The sequence below is a fragment of the Citrobacter sp. RHB21-C05 genome (assembly GCF_013889015.1).
Classification (GTDB): domain Bacteria; phylum Pseudomonadota; class Gammaproteobacteria; order Enterobacterales; family Enterobacteriaceae; genus Citrobacter_A; species Citrobacter_A sedlakii.
In genome coordinates, this window is sequence record NZ_CP057611.1 from 3,013,413 (window position 1) to 3,034,086 (window position 20,674).

The 20,674-nt window shown below is 54.4% G+C and carries 21 protein-coding genes and 5 tRNA genes; 7 read left to right on the top strand and 19 right to left on the bottom strand.

Annotated features, from left to right (window positions below; translation table 11 throughout):
- Window positions 1-161: 161 nt before the first annotated feature.
- The 5 genes from galE (at window position 162) to gpmA (ending at window position 5,393) form a co-directional block, all read left to right on the top strand.
- Window positions 162-1,178, top strand: coding sequence for a UDP-glucose 4-epimerase GalE (gene galE / locus HVX72_RS14495; RefSeq protein WP_042285216.1), 1,017 nt, complete (start codon window positions 162-164; stop codon window positions 1,176-1,178).
- Between the two features lie 9 nt (window positions 1,179-1,187).
- Window positions 1,188-2,234, top strand: coding sequence for a galactose-1-phosphate uridylyltransferase (gene galT / locus HVX72_RS14500; RefSeq protein ID WP_181821751.1), 1,047 nt, complete (start codon window positions 1,188-1,190; stop codon window positions 2,232-2,234).
- A gap of 2 nt (window positions 2,235-2,236) precedes the next feature.
- A complete protein-coding gene (gene galK / locus HVX72_RS14505; protein WP_042285221.1) occupies window positions 2,237-3,385 on the top strand; it encodes a galactokinase in 1,149 nt (382 codons plus the stop codon).
- Window positions 3,379-4,419: a galactose-1-epimerase gene (gene galM / locus HVX72_RS14510; protein WP_042285223.1), complete on the top strand. Its 1,041-nt coding sequence runs from the start codon at window positions 3,379-3,381 to the stop codon at window positions 4,417-4,419. The genes galK and galM overlap by 7 nt, the downstream gene beginning before the upstream one ends.
- A 221-nt stretch (window positions 4,420-4,640) precedes the next feature.
- Complete coding sequence (gpmA, locus tag HVX72_RS14515; RefSeq protein ID WP_042285226.1) at window positions 4,641-5,393, top strand: 2,3-diphosphoglycerate-dependent phosphoglycerate mutase; 753 nt, start codon at window positions 4,641-4,643, stop codon at window positions 5,391-5,393.
- Between the two features lie 129 nt (window positions 5,394-5,522).
- Here the strand turns inward: gpmA and aroG are convergent, their stop codons facing one another.
- On the bottom strand, window positions 5,523-6,575 hold the full coding sequence (gene aroG, locus HVX72_RS14520; protein ID WP_181821752.1) for a 3-deoxy-7-phosphoheptulonate synthase AroG: 1,053 nt from the start codon (window positions 6,573-6,575) through the stop codon (window positions 5,523-5,525).
- A 316-nt stretch (window positions 6,576-6,891) separates the two neighbouring features.
- On the opposite strand from aroG, the gene HVX72_RS14525 reads away from it, so the two are divergent.
- Entirely contained in the window at window positions 6,892-7,284 is a 393-nt protein-coding gene (locus HVX72_RS14525) for a YbgS-like family protein (RefSeq protein ID WP_060569942.1), read from the top strand.
- A 112-nt stretch (window positions 7,285-7,396) separates the two neighbouring features.
- Window positions 7,397-8,338 (top strand): CDF family zinc transporter ZitB, encoded by a 942-nt coding sequence (zitB, locus tag HVX72_RS14530; RefSeq protein ID WP_042285230.1) that lies wholly within the window; start codon window positions 7,397-7,399, stop codon window positions 8,336-8,338.
- On the opposite strand, the gene pnuC is transcribed toward zitB, so the two are convergent.
- The 18 genes from pnuC to cydA form a co-directional block, all read right to left on the bottom strand.
- Window positions 8,335-9,054: a nicotinamide riboside transporter PnuC gene (gene pnuC / locus HVX72_RS14535; protein ID WP_042285233.1), complete on the bottom strand. Its 720-nt coding sequence runs from the start codon at window positions 9,052-9,054 to the stop codon at window positions 8,335-8,337. The two genes, zitB and pnuC, sit on opposite strands and share 4 nt — an antisense overlap.
- A 25-nt stretch (window positions 9,055-9,079) precedes the next feature.
- Window positions 9,080-10,123 carry a quinolinate synthase NadA gene (nadA, locus tag HVX72_RS14540; protein ID WP_181821753.1) on the bottom strand — a complete coding sequence of 348 codons (1,044 nt, stop codon included), beginning with the start codon at window positions 10,121-10,123 and terminating at the stop codon, window positions 9,080-9,082.
- A gap of 277 nt (window positions 10,124-10,400) precedes the next feature.
- Window positions 10,401-10,476, bottom strand: a tRNA-Lys gene (locus HVX72_RS14545).
- Window positions 10,477-10,606: 130 nt separating this feature from the next.
- Window positions 10,607-10,682 (bottom strand) — tRNA-Lys (locus HVX72_RS14550).
- Between the two features lie 145 nt (window positions 10,683-10,827).
- A tRNA-Lys gene (locus HVX72_RS14555) sits at window positions 10,828-10,903 on the bottom strand.
- A gap of 3 nt (window positions 10,904-10,906) precedes the next feature.
- Window positions 10,907-10,982, bottom strand: a tRNA-Val gene (locus HVX72_RS14560).
- A 130-nt stretch (window positions 10,983-11,112) separates the two neighbouring features.
- Window positions 11,113-11,188 (bottom strand) — tRNA-Lys (locus tag HVX72_RS14565).
- A gap of 164 nt (window positions 11,189-11,352) precedes the next feature.
- A complete protein-coding gene (gene cpoB, locus HVX72_RS14570; protein WP_042285238.1) occupies window positions 11,353-12,147 on the bottom strand; it encodes a cell division protein CpoB in 795 nt (264 codons plus the stop codon).
- Between the two features lie 9 nt (window positions 12,148-12,156).
- Complete coding sequence (pal, locus tag HVX72_RS14575) at window positions 12,157-12,678, bottom strand: peptidoglycan-associated lipoprotein Pal (protein WP_012905064.1); 522 nt, start codon at window positions 12,676-12,678, stop codon at window positions 12,157-12,159.
- A gap of 34 nt (window positions 12,679-12,712) precedes the next feature.
- The gene (gene tolB, locus HVX72_RS14580) at window positions 12,713-14,005 is read right to left on the bottom strand and encodes a Tol-Pal system beta propeller repeat protein TolB (RefSeq protein WP_042285242.1); all 1,293 of its coding nucleotides are present in this window, start codon (window positions 14,003-14,005) and stop codon (window positions 12,713-12,715) included.
- 131 nt (window positions 14,006-14,136) lie between these two features.
- On the bottom strand, window positions 14,137-15,324 hold the full coding sequence (gene tolA / locus HVX72_RS14585; RefSeq protein ID WP_042285245.1) for a cell envelope integrity protein TolA: 1,188 nt from the start codon (window positions 15,322-15,324) through the stop codon (window positions 14,137-14,139).
- Window positions 15,325-15,385: 61 nt separating this feature from the next.
- Complete coding sequence (gene tolR / locus HVX72_RS14590; RefSeq protein WP_181821754.1) at window positions 15,386-15,814, bottom strand: colicin uptake protein TolR; 429 nt, start codon at window positions 15,812-15,814, stop codon at window positions 15,386-15,388.
- Window positions 15,815-15,817: 3 nt separating this feature from the next.
- Window positions 15,818-16,510: a Tol-Pal system protein TolQ gene (tolQ, locus tag HVX72_RS14595; RefSeq protein ID WP_082636750.1), complete on the bottom strand. Its 693-nt coding sequence runs from the start codon at window positions 16,508-16,510 to the stop codon at window positions 15,818-15,820.
- Window positions 16,507-16,911: a tol-pal system-associated acyl-CoA thioesterase gene (ybgC, locus tag HVX72_RS14600; protein WP_042285256.1), complete on the bottom strand. Its 405-nt coding sequence runs from the start codon at window positions 16,909-16,911 to the stop codon at window positions 16,507-16,509. Before ybgC ends, tolQ begins: the two co-directional genes overlap by 4 nt.
- 274 nt (window positions 16,912-17,185) lie before the next feature.
- Entirely contained in the window at window positions 17,186-17,479 is a 294-nt protein-coding gene (ybgE, locus tag HVX72_RS14605; protein WP_120714852.1) for a cyd operon protein YbgE, read from the bottom strand.
- Entirely contained in the window at window positions 17,476-17,589 is a 114-nt protein-coding gene (cydX, locus tag HVX72_RS14610) for a cytochrome bd-I oxidase subunit CydX (RefSeq protein WP_042285261.1), read from the bottom strand. The genes ybgE and cydX overlap by 4 nt, the downstream gene beginning before the upstream one ends.
- Before the next feature lie 15 nt (window positions 17,590-17,604).
- The gene (cydB, locus tag HVX72_RS14615; protein WP_042285264.1) at window positions 17,605-18,744 is read right to left on the bottom strand and encodes a cytochrome d ubiquinol oxidase subunit II; all 1,140 of its coding nucleotides are present in this window, start codon (window positions 18,742-18,744) and stop codon (window positions 17,605-17,607) included.
- A gap of 15 nt (window positions 18,745-18,759) precedes the next feature.
- Window positions 18,760-20,328 (bottom strand): cytochrome ubiquinol oxidase subunit I, encoded by a 1,569-nt coding sequence (gene cydA / locus HVX72_RS14620; protein ID WP_042285266.1) that lies wholly within the window; start codon window positions 20,326-20,328, stop codon window positions 18,760-18,762.
- Window positions 20,329-20,674 lie beyond the last annotated feature (346 nt).

Below are 20,674 nucleotides of genomic sequence, written 5' to 3' on the forward strand. Positions count from 1 at the left end.
CCGCAATCCCTGGCAAAGTTTTTGATTTACAATCGTATAACTGACAACAAACGGTGAAAAACGGTTAGTGTAAACGATTCCACTATTTTATTCCGTGTCACACTTTTCGCATCTTTGTTATGCTATGGTTATTCCATACCATAAGCTTAACGGAGCGAATTATGAGAGTTTTGGTTACCGGTGGTAGCGGTTACATTGGCAGTCATACGTGCGTGCAGTTATTGAAAAACGGTCACGACGTCATCATCCTTGACAACCTCTGTAACAGTAAGCGCAGCGTCCTTCCCGTGATCGAACGTCTTGGCGGAAAACACCCGACCTTTGTCGAAGGCGACATCCGCAATGAAGCGCTGATGACCGAGATCCTCCACGACCACGCGATTGATACCGTCATCCACTTCGCCGGTCTGAAAGCAGTGGGGGAATCCGTCGCCAAACCGCTGGAGTATTATGACAATAACGTTAACGGCACCCTGCGGCTGATTAGCGCCATGCGCGCCGCCAACGTCAAAAACATTATCTTTAGCTCCTCCGCCACCGTCTACGGCGATCAGCCGAAAATTCCTTATGTTGAAAGCTTCCCGACCGGCACCCCGCAAAGTCCCTACGGGAAAAGCAAACTGATGGTCGAACAGATCCTGACCGATCTGCAAAAAGCGCAGCCGGAATGGAGCATCGCCCTGCTGCGCTACTTTAACCCGGTCGGCGCGCACCCATCAGGCGATATGGGGGAAGACCCGCAGGGCATCCCGAATAACCTGATGCCTTACATTGCGCAGGTGGCCGTCGGTCGTCGCGACTCCCTCGCCATTTTTGGCAACGACTATCCGACCGAAGACGGTACCGGCGTACGCGACTACATTCACGTCATGGATTTGGCCGACGGTCACGTCGCGGCGATGGAAAAGCTGGCGGGTATTCAGGGCGTGCATATTTATAACCTCGGCGCGGGCATCGGCAGTAGCGTCCTGGACGTGGTCAACGCGTTCAGTAAAGCCTGCGGCAAACCCGTTAACTACCATTTTGCGCCGCGCCGCGATGGCGATCTTCCTGCTTACTGGGCAGACGCCAGCAAAGCAGATCGCGAACTGAACTGGCGCGTTACGCGCACCCTCGACGAAATGGCGCAGGACACCTGGCACTGGCAGTCTCGCCATCCGCAGGGATACCCGGATTAAGGACGAATCATGACCCCATTTAACCCTGTCGATCATCCACATCGCCGTTTTAACCCGCTAACCGGACAGTGGATTCTGGTTTCACCGCATCGTGCCAAGCGCCCCTGGCAGGGCGCGCAGGAAAAGCCCGCAGACGAGATGCTGCCTTCTCACGATCCGGACTGCTTCCTGTGCGCCGGTAACACCCGCGTCACTGGCGATAAAAACCCCGATTACACCGGCACTTACGTTTTCACCAACGATTTCGCCGCGCTGATGACCGATACGCCCGACGCGCCGGAAAACCACGATCCGCTGATGCGCTGCCAGAGCGCGCGCGGCACCAGCCGCGTCATTTGTTTCTCGCCCGATCACAGCAAAACCCTGCCGGAACTGAGCGTGCCGGCGCTAACGGAAATTGTGAAAACCTGGCAGACGCAAACCGCCGAGCTTGGCAAAACGTATCCCTGGGTGCAGGTTTTCGAGAACAAAGGCGCGGCCATGGGCTGCTCTAATCCGCATCCGCACGGACAGATTTGGGCGAACAGCTTTCTGCCTAACGAAGCGGAACGCGAAGATCAGCGGCAAAAAACGTATTTCGCCGAACAGGGCTCGCCGATGCTCCTCGACTACGTGCGGCGTGAACGGGCAGACGGCAGCCGTACCGTGGTGGAAACCGAACACTGGTTGGCCGTGGTGCCTTACTGGGCCGCCTGGCCGTTCGAAACCCTGCTGCTGCCCAAAACCCATGTCCTGCGCATTACCGACTTGACCGACGACCAGCGCGCCGATTTGGCGCTGGCTCTCAAAAAACTGACCAGTCGTTACGACAACCTGTTTACCTGCTCCTTCCCCTACTCCATGGGCTGGCATGGCGCGCCGTTTAACGGTGAACAGAACGACCACTGGCAGTTGCATGCGCACTTTTATCCGCCGTTGCTGCGTTCCGCGACCGTTCGCAAATTTATGGTCGGTTACGAAATGCTGGCGGAAACCCAGCGCGATCTCACTGCCGAACAAGCGGCAGAGCGCCTGCGTGCGGTCAGCGACATCCACTTTCGCGAATCCGGAGTATAAAAATGAATCTGAAAGAGAACACACTCTCTCTGTTTGCTGAAAAATTCGGCTACCCTGCCACCCACACGATTCAGGCGCCAGGCCGCGTTAACCTTATCGGCGAGCATACCGATTATAATGACGGCTTCGTGCTACCCTGCGCCATCGACTACCAGACGGTCATTAGCTGCGCCGCGCGCGACGACCGTCAGGTTCGGGTGATTGCCGCTGACTACGAAAACCAGATGGATGTGTTTTCGCTGGACGCGCCGATTGTCACCCATGACAGCCAGCAGTGGTCAAACTATGTGCGGGGCGTAGTAAAACATCTGCAAAAACGCGACGCCAGCTTCGGCGGCGCAGATCTGGTTATCAGCGGTAATGTGCCCCAGGGGGCAGGTTTAAGTTCATCCGCGTCGCTGGAAGTGGCGGTCGGCACCGTGTTCCAGCAGCTTTACCACCTGCCGCTGGACGGCGCGCAGATCGCGCTGAACGGCCAGGAAGCGGAAAACCAGTTTGTCGGCTGCAACTGCGGCATTATGGATCAGCTTATCTCCGCGCTGGGTAAAAAAGATCACGCGCTGCTGATCGACTGTCGCTCACTCGGCACTAAAGCGGTTTCCATGCCTGAAGGCGTGGCGATTGTGATCATCAACAGTAACTTCAAACGTACGCTGGTCGGCAGCGAGTACAACACCCGTCGCGAGCAGTGCGAAACGGGCGCGCGATTCTTCCAGCAGCCTGCGCTGCGCGACGTCAGCCTCGACGCCTTTAACGCTGTCGCCGCTGAACTCGATCCGCTGGTTGCCAAACGCGTGCGTCACGTGTTAACTGAAAACGCACGTACTGTTGAAGCGGCAAGCGCGCTGGAGAAAGGCGACCTTAAGCGTATGGGTGAACTGATGGCGCAATCTCATGCCTCCATGCGTGACGATTTCGAAATCACCGTACCGCAGATCGATACTCTGGTGGAGATCGTCAAAAAGACTATCGGCGAGAACGGCGGCGTGCGCATGACCGGCGGCGGCTTTGGCGGCTGCGTCGTGGCGCTGATCCCGGAGACGCTGGTACCGGCCGTTCAACAGGCTGTCGCAGAACAGTACGAAGCGAAAACCGGTATTAAAGAAACATTTTACGTTTGTAAACCCTCACAAGGAGCAGGACAGTGCTGAATGAAACACCCGCACTGGCACCCGATGGTCAGCCGTACCGCCTGTTAACCCTGCGCAATAGCGCAGGGATGGTGGTCACGCTGATGGACTGGGGTGCTACCTTACTTTCCGCGCGAATTCCCCTTTCCGACGGCAGCGTGCGTGAAGCGCTGCTGGGATGCGCCAGCCCGGAACACTATCAGGATCAGACGGCCTTTCTTGGCGCGTCAATCGGTCGCTACGCTAACCGTATCGCCGACAGCCGCTATGTTTTTAACGGCGAAACCGTGACCTTACAGCCAAGTCAGGGCGTCAACCAACTGCACGGCGGACCGGAAGGGTTTGATAAACGCCGCTGGCAGATTGTGAATCAAAACGAACGCCAGGTGCTGTTCGCGTTAACCTCGGATGATGGCGACCAGGGCTTTCCGGGCAATCTCGGCGCGACGGCGCAGTATCGTCTGACCGACGATAATCGCATCTCTATCACCTATCGCGCCACGGTGGATAAGACCTGTCCGGTCAACCTGACCAACCACGTTTACTTTAACCTTGATGGCGACCAGACCGACGTGCGCCAGCATAAGCTGCAACTCCTGGCGGAGCAGTATCTGCCGGTCGATGAAGGCGGGATCCCGCGTGACGGACTAAAATCCGTCGCCGGTACGTCGTTTGATTTTCGCCACGCAAAAGTCATTGCCAGCGAATTTCTTGCCGATGACGATCAGCGCAAGGTGAAAGGCTACGATCACGCCTTCCTGCTTCAGGCCAATGGTGATGCCCGTACCCCCGCAGCCCGTCTGTGGTCTGCGGATGAGAAATTGCAGATGGAGGTTTACACCTCTGCTCCGGCGCTGCAGTTTTACTCTGGCAACTATTTGGCTGGCACCTCATCACGCGGTCCGGTGCCGTATGCCGATTACCAGGGGCTGGCGCTGGAAAGCGAGTTTCTGCCCGACAGCCCGAACCATCCGGAATGGCCACAGCCGGACTGCTTCCTGCGTCCTGGCGACGAATATGCCAGCGTGACGGAATATCGGTTTATTCCGTCCTGACGGTTTCGCTGAAATTACCCGGTGCCAAAAGCGCATCGGGCATACTTTCTCCTCGCCTGGTTAATTCCCCGCCACTCAACGACAAAATCGCAACGCAGAGTTCACAAGAACCTTACACTGCCGTCTGATTTTCGCTATGGTTATGCGTAAGCGTTGCTGTTGAGCAATAACGGCAATATAATGAGAATTATTATCATTAAACGGTATTAAGGAGTAAGTATATGGCTGTAACGAAGCTGGTGCTGGTACGCCACGGCGAAAGTCAGTGGAACAACGAAAACCGCTTTACCGGTTGGTACGATGTCGATCTGTCCGAGAAAGGCGTGGGCGAAGCGAAAGCGGCGGGTAAGCTGCTGAAAGCTGAAGGCTATAGCTTTGATTTTGCTTATACTTCTGTGCTGAAACGTGCCATCCACACCCTGTGGAACGTGCTGGACGAACTGGATCAGGCCTGGCTGCCGGTTGAAAAATCCTGGAAACTGAACGAACGTCACTACGGCGCGTTGCAGGGTCTGAACAAAGCGGAAACCGCCGAGAAGTACGGTGACGAGCAGGTGAAACAGTGGCGTCGCGGCTTCGCGGTCACCCCGCCGGAACTGACTAAAGACGACGAGCGCTACCCGGGTCACGATCCGCGTTACGCAAAACTGACCGAAAAAGAGCTGCCGCTGACCGAAAGCCTGGCGCTCACCATCGACCGCGTTATCCCTTACTGGAACGAAACCATTCTGCCGCGAATGAAGAGCGGCGAGCGCGTGATTATCGCCGCTCACGGTAACTCCCTGCGTGCGCTGGTGAAATACCTCGATAACATGAGCGAAGATGAGATCCTCGAACTGAATATCCCGACCGGGGTGCCGCTGGTTTACGAGTTCGACGAAAACTTCAAGCCGATCAAACACTACTATCTGGGTAATGCTGACGAGATCGCCGCAAAAGCCGCCGCCGTCGCAAACCAGGGTAAAGCGAAGTAAGCCTGTCTGCTGTCGCTACGCTTGTCGGGCCTGTGGATCGTTGATCTTTCCGGGCCGGATAAGGCGCTTAAGCCACCTCGACAGACGAAAAAGCCGACTCACTGAGTCGGCTTTTTTACAGGAGAAAGATTACCCGCGCCGTGCTTTTACTGCTTCCGCGAGCTGGCGCAGAATGGCGTCAGTGTCTTCCCAGTTAATGCAGGCATCGGTAATACTCTTGCCGTACACCAGCGGTTCACCGCTGTCCGGATTCTGATTGCCCTCTACCAGGTGGCTTTCGATCATCACTCCCATAATCGCTTTCTCGCCGCCCGCGATCTGCTGGCACACGTCAGCGCCAACGTCCATCTGCTTTTTAAACTGCTTGCAGGAATTCGCATGGCTGAAATCGATCATGATTTGCGCGGGCAGACCGGCCTTCGCCAGCCCTTCCTTCACTGCCGCGACGTGCGTGGCGCTGTAGTTTGGCTCTTTTCCGCCGCGCAGGATGATATGGCAGTCACCGTTGCCGCTGGTATTGACGATCGCCGAGTGGCCCCACTTGGTGACCGACAGGAAGCAGTGCGGCGCGCCTGCGGCATTGATGGCGTCAATAGCGACCTTGATGGTGCCATCGGTGCCGTTTTTGAAGCCTACCGGGCAGGAAAGACCAGAAGCCAGTTCGCGATGTACCTGAGATTCCGTGGTACGCGCACCAATCGCCCCCCAGCTCATCAGGTCCGCCAGATATTGTGGGGTAATCATGTCCAGAAACTCACCCGCCGCAGGCAGACCGCTGTCGTTGATATCCAGCAGCAGCTTACGCGCAATGCGCAGACCATCATTGATCTGGAAGCTGTTATCCATGTGCGGATCGTTGATCAGCCCTTTCCAGCCAACGGTGGTGCGCGGCTTTTCGAAATAGACGCGCATCACGATTTCCAGTTCGTCTTTCAACGCTTCACGCAGCGCCAACAGGCGGCCCGCGTATTCTTTTGCGGCAACCGGATCATGAATTGAGCAAGGACCAATCACGACCAGCAGGCGGTCGTCGTTGCCTTTTAAAATTTTGTGAATCGCCTTACGCGCATGGGCCACGGTATTAGCGGCATTTTCAGTAGCGGGGAACTTTTCCAGCAGTGCGACAGGGGGTAATAACTCGTTGATCTCTTTGATGCGTAAATCGTCGTTCTGATAATTCATGATTCGTCCAGTGTTGCCATACTTATATAAATGAATGCAATCCCTCCAATCTATATCGTCAGTCAGAAAGTGTAAACGCGATTTTACACTTCGAACGGATTAATCCTGGAAATCCGCAAAAAAACCCCAGAAAGTAGCGAAAAACGAGATCTAACCTACAATTTTTAATTGTAACTGCTTAGTTTTTTAATTTTTTCAAGATTCTCTACTGGGCCATTACGCCCGGATGGGATCTTAAACCATTGCCTGGTCCTTTCATGGCATATGCACTGTTGGAAGACGTTATCCGACATCTGAACCATAACAGGAGCATCTTATGCAAATGACAAAATTGGCTTCACTGTTTCTTACTGCCACACTCAGCCTTGCCAGCGGCGCAGCGCTTGCTGCCGATACCGGCGCCCAGACGAATAACGGACAGGCCAACGCCGCCGCAGAAGCCGGTCAGGTCGCGCCGGATGCGAAACAAAACGTCGCGCCGAATAACCTCGACGGCACAAACATCAATACCGGTAACACGAACACCAATACCAGCGGCGCCCAGCAGTCCACCGGGACGTCTGCAACCCAGGATGGGATGACCAAAGACGAGGTGCATAAAAACACCATGTGTAAAGATGGTCGCTGTCCGGATGTGAATAAGAAAGTGGAAACTGGCGACGGCACCAGTAACAACGTGGATACCAAAACGGATGGCACCACTCAGTAACGGTAAAACGGGCTGATAACAGGAGAGCTAAGGCTCTCCTTTTTAATTTAATTCGACCAAAAACGGTATGATGTCATACAGTTAACAGAGAATTCATAAAGGGATGACATTCATGGCGCACGCTCACTCTCACTCAACCCCTCATCTGCCTGAAGATAATAACGCACGTCGGTTACTGCTCGCGTTTTGCGTCACCGCGGGATTTATGCTGCTTGAGGTCGTTGGCGGGATTCTTTCCGGCTCGCTGGCGCTGCTGGCGGACGCCGGGCATATGTTAACTGACGCCGCCGCATTGCTGTTTGCCCTGCTGGCCGTTCAGTTTGCCCGCCGCCCGCCGACGTTACGTCATACGTTTGGCTGGCTGAGACTCACCACGCTGGCCGCATTCGTCAATGCGATTGCGTTAGTGGTTATCACTATTTTAATCGTCTGGGAAGCGATTGAGCGCTTCTATACGCCACGTCCGGTAGCGGGCGGCATGATGATGTCCATCGCCGTGGCAGGTTTGCTGGCGAATATCCTTGCGTTCTGGATCCTGCATCGCGGCAGTGAGGAGAAAAACCTTAACGTGCGGGCCGCCGCTCTGCATGTTATGGGGGATTTGCTGGGTTCAGTGGGGGCGATTGTCGCCGCGCTGATAATTATCTGGACGGGTTGGACGCCCGCTGACCCCATTTTATCAATTCTGGTCTCGCTGTTAGTCCTGCGTAGCGCATGGCGTCTGTTGAAAGACAGCGTGAATGAGTTGCTTGAGGGCGCGCCCGTGTCGCTGGATATCACCGCACTGAAACGCCATCTCAGCCGTGAAATCCCGGAGGTGCGAAATGTGCATCACGTCCACGTCTGGATGGTGGGTGAAAAACCGGTAATGACGCTCCATGCGCAGGTGATCCCACCGCACGATCATGACGCCCTGCTGGCGCGCATTCAGCATTTTCTCGTGCATCACTACCAGATTGCGCACGCCACCATTCAGATGGAGTACCAGCGTTGTGAAGGACCGGACTGCCATCTGAATGAGACAGCGTCCGGCCATACACATCATCACCATTAATGAGACAGCGCGCGTGAGCCTCGTTCGCGTGCGCTGTTAATCCACATCCGACTGCCGTTGAGCGCAATAAAAGTCAGGATCAGATACTCCAGCGACATGGCGTATACGCCCTGAAGCGCGAAGATCACGACGCTAATAACGTTGATCACCACCCATAACAGCCAGTTCTCGACGTATTTTCGTGTCATCAGTATCATCGCCACAATCGACAGTACCATCATGCAGGAATCCCAGAACGGGAAAGCATCCGGCTGAAGATTGGGCATAACCACCTGTAGCCCCAGCGCCTGCATTATGGTTACCGCGACGCGGGTCAAAAAAGCAAACACCGGATCGATAAACACCGTCATCAGACCAATCGCCACCACACAAACGGCCAGCCAGCCCAGCGCTTTCGGTAACGGTAGCCAGCGGATTTTCAGTTCCGCCTCATTCTGGGTATTCTGCCGCGACCACGCATACCAGCCGTAAATATTCGCCGCAAAGAAAAAGAGTTGCAGCAGCAGGCTGGCATAGAGTTGGATCTGAAAGAAAATGATGGCAAATAACGTCACGTTGATCAGCCCGAAAACGTAATTGCTGATCTTTTCCATGCTGGCAAGACCAATGCACAACAGTCCGGCGATGGTGCCTACCGCCTCAATCCATGAAAGATCGTAACCACCGGCGCCGATCGGAATATGTACCAGGATGTTTTGCGTACTAAAAAAGTCCATCTTTCCCCCAGAGCGTTTTTATTATTTACGCACGTAGTGTAGCCGCAAAATCCAGCATGCGGTTTAACGGCAATAATACCCCTTCTCGCAGCGCCGTATCAACCTGAATCTCATGGGCTTGTCCGCCCTGCTCCAGCCCTTCAGCAATCGCCTTAAGGCCGTTCATCGCCATCCACGGACAGTGCGCGCAGCTGCGGCAGGTTGCCCCTTCGCCAGCGGTGGGCGCTTCCAGCAACTCTTTGCCCGGAACGGCCTGCTGCATTTTGTAGAAAATACCGCGATCGGTAGCGACGATAAGTTGCTTATGCGGTAGCGTTTTCGCCGCGTTGATAAGTTGGCTGGTGGAGCCGACGGCGTCGGCCATGTCGACAATCGATTGTGGGGATTCCGGGTGGACGAGGATTGCCGCTTCAGGGTAAAGCCCCTTCATGCGGGCCAACGCCTGGGTTTTAAACTCATCATGGACGATGCACGCGCCCTGCCAGCATAATACGTCCGCGCCAGTCTGTTTTTGCACATAGCGACCAAGATGGCGATCCGGCGCCCAGATGATTTTTTCGCCCAAACTATCCAGATGCTCAATGAGTTCAACCGCAATGCTGGAGGTCACGACCCAATCGGCACGCGCTTTGACCGCAGCGGAGGTGTTAGCGTAGACCACCACGGTCCGATCCGGATGGGCATCGCAAAATGCGTTAAATTCCTCGACAGGACAGCCGAGATCGAGCGAACATTCGGCCTGCAGCGTCGGCATCAAAATGGTTTTTTCCGGGCTGAGGATTTTGGCGGTTTCGCCCATAAAGCGTACTCCTGCCACCAGCAGGGTGGACGCAGGATGCTTTGCGCCAAAGCGCGCCATCTCAAGGGAGTCTGATATGCAACCGCCGGTCTCTTCCGTCAGTTGCTGGATTTCCGGATCGGTGTAATAGTGCGCGACCATCACTGCATCACGCGCTTTCAGCAGACGCTTGATTTTGTCGCGATAGAATTGTTTTTCGTCAACGCTCAGCGGGACAGGTTTTGGCGGAAACGGATAAATCGCTGCTTCTGGGTCAAACATTACGCTCATCTTGCTTTCTCGTTTTTCTCGCTTAACGAAATAACCGATACAGAGCGTACATGACGCCGAAATCGGCCATATTTGTTTTATATGCTAAACAAGATAGCGGATTGCGTAACGAAAGTCACACCTATTGCGCACCGTTTTGCCGAAGGGTGACGGTGATCTGATCCGGCTTCGCCTCGCCCTTCGGGCCGTCGCTGCAAGCGGCTCCGTTGTCTCACTGCATTCGAATCATAACATTCTGCACATAGCAAAAAGGCGCCTTTAGGGCGCCTTTTTACATTGGTGGGTCGTGCAGGATTCGAACCTGCGACCAATTGATTAAAAGTCAACTGCTCTACCAACTGAGCTAACGACCCCTTGCGGGATTTACTGCTTAATCATTCAGACTGGTGGGTCGTGCAGGATGACTCGGCTTCGCCTCGCCCTTTGGGCCGTTGCTGTCGCAACGTTATCCTTCACGCTTTCTACCCGTTTCCACCGTTAAAATGGTGGGTCGTGCAGGATTCGAACCTGCGACCAATTGATTAAAAGTCAACTGCTCTACCAACTGAGCTAACGACCCTTTAGGGTGTCGCCTGAAGATTTTGACTCGGTACCCATTCAACATGGGTTATCGTGCAGGATGTTTTGGCTTCGCCTCGCCCTACGGCGCCGTTGCTGTCGCAACGTTATCCTTCACGTTTAACATCTGAGTTCGACGTTAAAACTGGTGGGTCGTGCAGGATTCGAACCTGCGACCAATTGATTAAAAGTCAACTGCTCTACCAACTGAGCTAACGACCCGAGTGGTGGGTGATGACGGGATCGAACCGCCGACCCCCTCCTTGTAAGGGAGGTGCTCTCCCAGCTGAGCTAATCACCCGATACTGCGCTGGATACTACTGTCTTACTGATGGGTCGTGCAGGATGACTCGGCTTTGCCTCGCCCTACGGCGCCGTTGCTGACGCAACGTTATCCTTCACGTTTAATTATCGCTTTCCACCGTAACGATTGGTGGGTCGTGCAGGATTCGAACCTGCGACCAATTGATTAAAAGTCAACTGCTCTACCAACTGAGCTAACGACCCACTTTTGCGCTGCTTTCGGTTTGTTTGATATCCCGTGGCAACGGCGGCATATATTACTGATTTCAGATTTCAGCGCAACTAAAATTTCGATGTAGATCACTCAACTGCTTATGAATCGCACGACACGACCAGAAATAATTCGATTTCTGGTCGTATGGTGTGCATTACATCGCGCCGAGACGTTTTTGCGCCTGTTTCGCCCCATCAGTACCTGGGTATTTGCTGATAACCTGCTGATAAACCGCTTTCGCTTTCGCAGTATCACCTTTGTCCTGCATGATCACACCGACTTTATACATCGCGTCAGCGGCTTTAGGCGACTTCGGGTAGTTCTTCACCACCGAGGCGAAATAAAACGCGGCATCATCTTTTTTACCCTTGTTGTAATTCAACTGACCGAGCCAGTAGTTGGCATTCGGCTGATAGGTTGAATCCGGGTATTTCTTGATGAAATTCTGGAATGCCGCAATCGCGTCATCCTGGCGGGATTTATCCTGCACCAGCGCAATTGCCGCATTATAGTCGGTATTGGCGTCACCGCTTTGGACCGGCGCGCCAGTGGCTGCCGCCCCTGCATCCGGTGCTGCCGTCGCTGCGCCCGTCGCCGTCCCCCCCTGAGCGCCGCCCGCGGACTGCGCGGCTGCGCCACCGCTGTTCAGACTGTCAATCTGCAGCAGGATCTGCTTCTGGCGTTCAACGACCTGATTCAGTTGATATTGGCTTTCCTGAATTTGACCACGCAGGGAATCGATATCGGCCTGATTATCAGAGAGTTGTTGCTGGAGTTGGGTTAAAAGCTGGCTGTGAGCATTCGAAATACGCTCGAGTTGAGTGACACGGTCTTCGACCGAGCCTGAGCCGACACTACTGATTGGCGCTTGAGCAAAAGCGGCCCAGGGGGCCGCTATGCCAACCAGTAACGACAGACTCAACACATGATGTCTGAAGTTACTGCTCATGCAATTCTCTTAGTAAACCAGTACGGCACGACGGTTTTTGGCATACGCCGCTTCGTCATGACCCAGTACTGCAGGTTTTTCTTTACCGTAAGAAACGATGGAGATCTGGTCAGCAGAAACGCCTTTACCCTGCAGGTACATCTTAACAGCGTTCGCACGACGTTCACCCAGGGAGATGTTGTACTCAGGCGTACCACGTTCGTCCGCGTGACCTTCTACGGTGACTTTGTAAGACGGGTTGCTACGCAGGAAGTTTGCGTGCGCATCCAGCATCGCAGCGAAGTCAGAACGGATATCGTACTTGTCCAGATCGAAGTAAACGATGTTGTTCTGCTGCAGCTGTTGCATTTGCAGACGCGCCTGCTCTTCGGAGGACATGTTGCCGCCGCTGCCGTTTGCATCCATACCAGTGCCGGCACCCAGCATGCCTTCGCTGCCGTCATTGCTGGCGTTCTTGTTGGAAGAACATGCCGCAATAGCCATAACAGGCAGAGCAATCATCAGCCCTTTCAGCACTTTGTTCAGTTGCATTTCAATGATTCCTTTATTAATCAATTATTTATTATCACAGATACGGCGACCAGGCAGGGAATTTAACCTGTCCATCAGTTGCCGGAAGACGCGCTTTGAAACGCCCATCTGTAGAAACCAAATTCAGCACGGATCCCATCCCCTGAGAAGAGCTGTAGATAACCATAGTGCCGTTAGGTGCCAGACTTGGCGTTTCGTCCAGGAACGTTGACGACAGAACCTGTACGCCACCCGCTACCAGATCTTGTTTGGCAATGTGCTGCTGACCGTTAGTCGTGCTTACCATTACCATAAATTTCCCGTCGCTGCTGACATCAGCATCCTGGTTTTGTGAACCTTCCCAGGTAATACGCTGCGGAGCACCGCCGTTGACGTTAACTTTATACACCTGTGGACGTCCGGCCTGGTCAGAGGTAAAGGCCAGGTTCTGGCTGTCCGGGAACCAGGTCGGTTCCGTGTTGTTGCTGCGACCATCGGTTACCTGACGGATCTGACCGGAGCCGATATCCATCACGTACAGGTTCAGACTACCGGTTTTTGACAGGGCAAACGCCAGTTTGCTGCCGTCCGGAGAGAACGCAGGCGCACCGTTGTGACGCGGGAAAGAGGCAACCTGACGCACCGCACCGTTAGATAATGTCTGAATAACCAGCGCAGAACGACCGCTTTCAAAGGTGACATAAGCCAGTTTCGAGCCATCCGGAGACCACGCCGGAGACATCAGCGGCTGCGGGGAACGGTGAACCACGAACTGGTTGTAACCATCGTAGTCAGAGACGCGCAGCTCATACGGGAACTGACCGCCGTTTGTCTGCACAACGTAAGCGATACGGGTACGGAAAGCGCCCTTAATGCCGGTCAGCTTTTCGAACACTTCATCACTGGCGGTATGGCCCGCATAGCGCAACCACTGCTTATTCACTTTGTAAGAGTTCTGGGCCAGTACAGTACCCGGCGCGCCGCCAGTGTCAACCAGTTGATAGGCGACATTATAGGAACCGTCCGGATTCGGCGTTACCTGACCGACAACCACCGCGTCGATACCCAGCGCAGACCATGCCGCAGGCTGAACCTCCTGCGCGGTACCCGGCTGCTGCGGCAGACGGGAGCGATCTAATGGGTTAAATTTCCCGCTGTTACGCAAGTCTGCGCCAACGATGCCGCCGATATCTTCAGGCGCCGCCCCCGGCCCCGCCCACTGGAATGGCACAACGCCAATCGGGCGCGCCGAGTCCACCCCCTGGGTGATCTCGATACGGACTTCTGCGTGCAGCACCGCCGCCCACAGCATCAGAAAACCAAATGCTACTCGTAATGCCTGCTTCATCATATCTCCCTTATCTGGACGGAAAGCCCACGATAATTTAGCAGAATGTTAACAAACTCAAATACACAAAACTACCGAAACCCAGGGACTGCCGACGTTTGTTTTCCCCGCGGTGACGGGGAAAGTTTAGCTTACGGTTTAAAGTCCAGAGGCGCGTTTTTAAACACTTCATACACTGCCTGGCTTGGCGGTTTTGGAATCTTCGCCTGTCGGGCCGCCGCAAGCGCTGCCTGACAAAGCGCCGGATCGCCACCTTCAGACTGAATATCCAGCAGCAGGCCGTCCGGCGCGAGTTTTATCCGCAGCGTACAGGTCTTGCCTGTATAGGACGATGCGTCATAAAACTTGCTCTCGATAGCAGATTTGATCTGCCCGGCATAGTTACTGATATCCGCGCCTGACGCGCCATTATTTTTAGTATTACCACTCCCCGCCGGAGAAGCGTTGTTCCCTTTCGCCCCACCGCCGGTTTTCGGCGCATTCTTACCGGAGCTTAAGTCGCCCAGCAGATCGTCCACGCCTGCTGCTGCCGCGGCCTTTTCCGCAGCGGCTTTTTCGGCGGCCGCTTTTTTAGCCGCTGCCGCTTTCTTATCGGCAGCCGCTTTCTCCGCAGCGGCTTTTTTCTCTGCGGCGGCCTTTTCGGCGGCGGCTTTCTTCTCGGCCGCCGCTTTTTCAGCGGCTGCCGCTTTGGCTGCAGCGGCTTTTTCTGCGGCCGCTTTCTTCTCCGCGTCGGCCTGAGCCTGCTTAGCAGCCTCCGCTTCCGCCTTTTTCTTCGCATCCGCGGCCGCTTTCGCCGCCTCGGCTTCGGCTTTCTTCTTCGCGTCAGCAGCGGCCTTTTTCGCCGCCTCCGCCGCTTCTTTCGCCTGCGCGTCCGCTTTCGCTTTTGCATCGGCGGCAGCTTTCTTCGCGGCTTCCTCAGCCTGTTTCTGCTGCTCCTGCGCTTTCTTCGCCTCAGCCTCGGCCTGCTTTTGCTGTTCCTGCGCCGCTAAGCGCTCTTTTTCAATCTGCTTAAGCCGTTCCTGTTCCGCAGCCTGCTTCTCGCGAAGCTCTTCCGCCTGCTGTTGCGCCAGTTTTTCACGCTGCTCTTTAGCACGCTGCGCGCTGGACTGTTGCTGCTGCTGACGTTCGTACTGCTGAACCACGGCGCCAGGATCAACCATCACGGCATCGATGGAAGAACCACCGCCGCCGCCGGCTGAAGCCTCTATATGCTCATCGAACGAACTCCAGATCAGCACTGCAAATAAGATGACATGCAGCACCGCTGAAATAATTATCGCCCGCTTGAGCTTGTCGTTTTGTTCGGTTGCCTTTGACACTCTCGGTTCCCAAAAACTGTTCGCCTGTTACACGCTCTTTTCACGCCAGAGAAGCGGATGATCAGATAGGCTGGGTCATTAAGCCGACCGACTTCACACCCGCGCTGTGTAACAAGTTCAGCGCTTTAATTATTTCATCGTAAGGCACGTCTTTCGCGCCACCGATTAAGAAGACCGTTTTCGGATTGGATTCCAGGCGGCTTTTCGCTTCCGCAACAACCTGTTCCGGCGGCAGTTGATCCATACGATCTTTTTCCACTACCACGCTGTACTGCCCTACCCCGGACACTTCAATAATCACTGGCGGATTGTCGTTACTGTTCACCGCCTGCGACTCCGTGGCGTCCGGCAGATCGACTTCCACGCTCTGGGTAATGATCGGCGCTGTCGCCATAAAGATCAGCAGCAGCACCAGCAGCACGTCGAGCAACGGTACGATGTTGATTTCGGACTTCAGGTCGCGACGACCCCGTCCACGCGATCTCGCCATGGTTTACCCCTTGTTGCTCTCGCTAACGGTAAACGCCTGACGGTGCAGAATCGCGGTAAACTCTTCCATAAAGTTGTCGTAATTCAATTCCAGCTTGTTCACACGCTGGTTCAGGCGGTTGTAGGCCATAACCGCAGGGATCGCCGCAAAGAGACCAATCGCCGTCGCGATCAGCGCTTCCGCGATCCCCGGCGCGACCATCTGCAGGGTGGCCTGTTTTACCGCCCCCAGGGCGATAAACGCATGCATAATCCCCCACACGGTACCAAACAGACCGATATACGGGCTGATAGAACCGACGGTGCCGAGGAACGGAATGTGCGTCTCAAGATTCTCAAGCTCGCGGTTCATTGAGATGCGCATCGCCCGGGAGGCGCCTTCAACGATCGCTTCCGGTGCATGGCTGTTAGCCCGATGCAGGCGGGCAAACTCTTTGAACCCGCTATAGAAGATTTGTTCCGACCCCGCCAGACTATCGCGGCGGCCCTGGCTTTCCTGATACAGGCGAGACAGTTCGATCCCGGACCAGAATTTGTCTTCAAACGCTTCGGCTTCACGCGCAGCAGCGTTGAGAATACGGGTCCGCTGGATGATGATGGCCCAGGATGCGATTGAAAAACCAATCAAAATCAACATGATAAGTTTAACCAGAAGGCTAGCCTTCAGGAACAAATCAAGGATATTCATGTCAGTCACTGCTTAAACTCCGCGACAATGGACTTGGGAAGCGCACGAGGCTTCATTTTGAGTGGATCAACGCAAACAATCAGCACTTCTGCTTCATTGAGCACCGTGTTTTCTGCGTTGACAATGCGTTGCGTGAACACCATTGAGGTACCACGCATTGACGTAATTTCAGACTGAACTTCGAGCATGTCGTCGAGTCGCGCAGGCGCATAGTATTCCAGCGTCATTTTACGCACCACGAAGGCCACTCGCTCTGCCAGCAAAACCTGCTGACTAAAGTGGTGATGACGCAGCATCTCTGTACGCGCTCTTTCATAAAAAGCGACATAGCTGGCGTGGTAAACCACCCCACCGGCGTCAGTGTCTTCATAATAGACACGAACCGGCCATCGAAATATATACTTATTCATTCCTGCGGCCTCGTTGTCGGCGCCATCCGCTCATCTCCGTCACTTACGTTTGCAAGTGTCTGGTGACTCGCGTCATTGCCCTCGCGACGCATCAAGAATGCTGTTGTATATCGCGTTGTATTCACTTTACATCCCGGTAATGCAACAAAAGAGAGAACTTTTAAACGTTGCTACTATACGCGCGCTATCAGGGCTTGGGAATGGGGGGAAGTTAAGGGAGAGTAAAAATATATGGGCTTATGCAAGCCCATCGTTCTTTCAGGATGTTTCTTATTCAAAAGAAGAAGAAAAACAGCCCCACGATAAGGACTATGTCGGCCAGCAGAGGGGAGAAGATCCCTTGCCAGTGCACGGCGCGAGGGCGAAAACCAACGCCATGTATGATGCCTGCGCAGACGGCCCACATCAGCAGTAAACCGTGCCAGATTTCCAGCGTACTGGTCTTTGCCGCGAAGCGGGAGGGATCCCAAAACATACATCCTGCTAACACCAGCGCCATGACGAAAGAAAGCGCCCGTAACGGGCGCTTGTCCATTATCGCATACAGCATCGCGATAAGTTTCATCAGTGTTCTTCTTGACCGTTTTTGCTTGCCTCGACGTGCTCAAGGGCCAGCGCGGTGATGATCCCAAATGCACAGGCAAGAAGCGTTCCCAGAATCCAGGCGAAATACCACATACAATTGCTCCTTACTTAGTACAGAGAGTGGGTGTTGCTTTCAATGTGTTCTTTGGTAATACGACCGAACATTTTCCAGTAACACCAGCTGGTGTAGATCAGGATGATCGGCACAAATACCACAGCAACCCAGGTCATCAGGTTCAGCGTCATCTGGCTGGACGTCGCATCCCACATCGTCAGGCTCGCATTCATCATGGTGCTGGAAGGCATCACGAACGGGAACATCGCGATACCCGCGGTCAGGATGATGCAGGCCAGCGTCAGAGAAGAGAACAGGAACGCCCAGGCCCCTTTTTCCATCCGCGAGGTCAGGATCGTCAGCAGCGGCAGTACCACGCCCAGCGCCGGAATCAACCACAGGATCGGTGCGTTGTTAAAGTTCACCAGCCATGCGCCCGCTTCACGAGTCACTTCTTTGGTCAGTGGGTTAGACGCGGCATGGTGATCGATAGCAGAGGTCACCACATAACCGTCGATACCGTACATCACCCAGACACCCGCCAGCGCGAAGCAGACCAGCGTGACCAGCGCGGCGATCTGTGAGGTCGCGCGGGCACGCAGGTGCAGTTCGCCCACGGTACGCATTTGCAGGTAGGTCGCGCCCTGGGTGATGATCATCCCAACGCTGATCACGCCTGCCAGCAGACCGAACGGGTTCAGCAACTGGAAGAAGTTACCGGTGTAGTAGAGACGCAGATACTCGTCGACATGGAACGGTACGCCCTGCAACAGGTTACCAAACGCCACGCCAATCACTAGCGGCGGCACAAAGCTACCGATGAACACGCCCCAGTCCCACATGTTGCGCCAGCGCGGATCTTCAATCTTGGAACGGTAGTCAAAACCGACCGGACGGAAGAATAACGATGCCAGCACGAGGATCATCGCCACATAGAAACCGGAGAACGCGGCGGCATAGACCATCGGCCAGGCGGCGAACAGCGCGCCGCCGGCGGTGATCAGCCACACCTGGTTACCGTCCCAGTGCGGGGCGATGGAGTTAATCATAATTCGACGCTCGGTGTCGTTACGACCGAGGAAACGGGTGAGCATGCCCACCCCCATGTCGAAGCCATCGGTAACCGCAAAACCAATCAGCAGAACGCCAACCAGCAGCCACCAGATAAAACGTAGTACTTCATAATCGATCATTTGACGACTCCTGTCTTAGCGTGCCGGCTGAGAAGCCACGGTGGACTGCTCAAAGTGATAGCGACCGGTTTTCAGGCTGCTTGGGCCAAGGCGTGCAAACTTGAACATCAGGAACAGTTCTGCCACCAGGAACAGGGTGTACAGGCCGCAAATCAGGAACATGGAGAACAGCAAATCGCCTACCGTCAGCGACGAGTTCGCCACGGCGGTGGGCAGCACTTCGCCGATAGCCCATGGCTGACGGCCATATTCCGCAACAAACCAGCCCGCTTCTACGGCGATCCACGGCAGTGGAATACCATACAGCGCAGCGCGCAGCAGCCATTTTTTCTCGCCGATGCGGTTACGGATAACGCTCCAGAAGGACAGCGCGATGATCGCCAGCAGCAGGAAGCCGCATGCCACCATGATACGGAACGCGAAATACAGCGGCGCAACGCGAGGAATAGAATCTTTCGTCGCCTGCTGGATCTGCGCTTCTGTCGCGTCGGAGACGTTCGGAGTATAGCGTTTCAGCAGCAGACCGTAGCCCAGATCTTTCTTCATGCTGTTGAACTGATCGCGAACGGTCTGGTCGGTTGAACCGGCGCGCAGTTGTTCGAGCAGTTCATACGCTTTCATCCCGTTGCGGATACGTTCTTCGTGCTGGACCATCAGGTCTTTCAGACCGATCACCGGCGTATCGACGGAGCGGGTAGCGATAATACCCAGCGCGTAAGGGATCTGGATCGCAAATTTGTTTTCCTGCGAATCCTGATCCGGAATACCGAACAGGGTAAAGGCAGCCGGTGCAGGCTGGGTCTCCCACTCGGCTTCGATGGCGGCGAGTTTGGTTTTCTGCACGTCGCCCATTTCGTAACCGGACTCATCACCCAGAACGATAACAGACAATACAGCGGCCATCCCGAAGCTGGCGGCAATGGCAAAGGAGCGTTTAGCGAAGGCAATGTCGCGGCCTTTCAGCAGATAGTAAGCGCTGATACCGAGGATGAACATCGCACCCGTGACATAACCCGACGCCACGGTATGAACGAATTTCACCTGTGCAACCGGGTTGAGCACCAGTTCAGAGAAGCTCACCATTTCCATGCGCATGGTTTCAAAGTTGAAATCCGACGCGATAGGGTTCTGCATCCAGCCGTTAGCGACCAGGATCCACAGCGCAGAAAGGTTAGAGCCTAATGCCACCAGCCAGGTAACAGCCATGTGCTGGACTTTGCCCAGACGATCCCAGCCAAAGAAGAACAGACCTACAAAGGTGGATTCGAGGAAGAAGGCCATCAGACCTTCGATCGCCAGCGGCGCACCGAAGATATCCCCAACGTAGTGGGAATAGTAAGACCAGTTTGTCCCGAACTGGAACTCCATGGTCAGCCCTGTTGCCACACCCAGAGCAAAGTTGATACCAAACAACTTGCCCCAGAACTTAGTCATATCTTTATAAATCTGTTTGCCGGAAAGGACGTAGACCGTTTCCATAATGGCCAGCAAAAACGCCATACCGAGCGTCAGTGGCACAAAGAGGAAGTGGTACATCGCGGTCAAGGCAAACTGTAAGCGCGACAGTTCGACTATATCTAACATCATGACTCCTTGCTCATCGCATGAAGACTCCGAGAGTGAACCCCGTTAGAAAGGGTCACACGCATGCCCCAATACAAATTTGTTTGCGCGCCTTCACCGGTATCCTTTTTCCGTATAAGGAAACAGAATGGGTGAAAGGTTACAAACATGTTAATAAAAAACTCAAATTGATCCCGCAATTATATTACGCCGCAAAATCCTTACAATAAACAGGTTTTTATTGAGGAAGATTTGCGTTTTTCGACAGTGATCAATTTATAGCGAATTTCTCACTTTTCCATCAATTTGATCGGCGACAATTTATCGCGTTTCCTTATCTTTTTCCAATCATTAAACATTGATTTAA

Coding starts and splice junctions, on each gene's coding strand:
- galE (WP_042285216.1), top strand. CDS start 162: ATGAGAGTTTTGGTTACCGGTGGTAGCGGTTACATTGGCAGTCATACG.
- gpmA (WP_042285226.1), top strand. CDS start 4,641: ATGGCTGTAACGAAGCTGGTGCTGGTACGCCACGGCGAAAGTCAGTGG.
- cydB (WP_042285264.1), bottom strand. CDS start 18,744: ATGATCGATTATGAAGTACTACGTTTTATCTGGTGGCTGCTGGTTGGC.
- cydA (WP_042285266.1), bottom strand. CDS start 20,328: ATGTTAGATATAGTCGAACTGTCGCGCTTACAGTTTGCCTTGACCGCG.
- nadA (WP_181821753.1), bottom strand. CDS start 10,123: ATGAGCGTAATGTTTGACCCAGAAGCAGCGATTTATCCGTTTCCGCCA.
- aroG (WP_181821752.1), bottom strand. CDS start 6,575: ATGAATTATCAGAACGACGATTTACGCATCAAAGAGATCAACGAGTTA.
- tolB (WP_042285242.1), bottom strand. CDS start 14,005: ATGAAGCAGGCATTACGAGTAGCATTTGGTTTTCTGATGCTGTGGGCG.
- ybgC (WP_042285256.1), bottom strand. CDS start 16,911: ATGAATAAGTATATATTTCGATGGCCGGTTCGTGTCTATTATGAAGAC.
- galT (WP_181821751.1), top strand. CDS start 1,188: ATGACCCCATTTAACCCTGTCGATCATCCACATCGCCGTTTTAACCCG.
- galK (WP_042285221.1), top strand. CDS start 2,237: ATGAATCTGAAAGAGAACACACTCTCTCTGTTTGCTGAAAAATTCGGC.
- pnuC (WP_042285233.1), bottom strand. CDS start 9,054: ATGGACTTTTTTAGTACGCAAAACATCCTGGTACATATTCCGATCGGC.
- cydX (WP_042285261.1), bottom strand. CDS start 17,589: ATGTGGTATTTCGCCTGGATTCTGGGAACGCTTCTTGCCTGTGCATTT.
- HVX72_RS14525 (WP_060569942.1), top strand. CDS start 6,892: ATGCAAATGACAAAATTGGCTTCACTGTTTCTTACTGCCACACTCAGC.
- tolR (WP_181821754.1), bottom strand. CDS start 15,814: ATGGCGAGATCGCGTGGACGGGGTCGTCGCGACCTGAAGTCCGAAATC.
- cpoB (WP_042285238.1), bottom strand. CDS start 12,147: ATGAGCAGTAACTTCAGACATCATGTGTTGAGTCTGTCGTTACTGGTT.
- zitB (WP_042285230.1), top strand. CDS start 7,397: ATGGCGCACGCTCACTCTCACTCAACCCCTCATCTGCCTGAAGATAAT.
- pal (WP_012905064.1), bottom strand. CDS start 12,678: ATGCAACTGAACAAAGTGCTGAAAGGGCTGATGATTGCTCTGCCTGTT.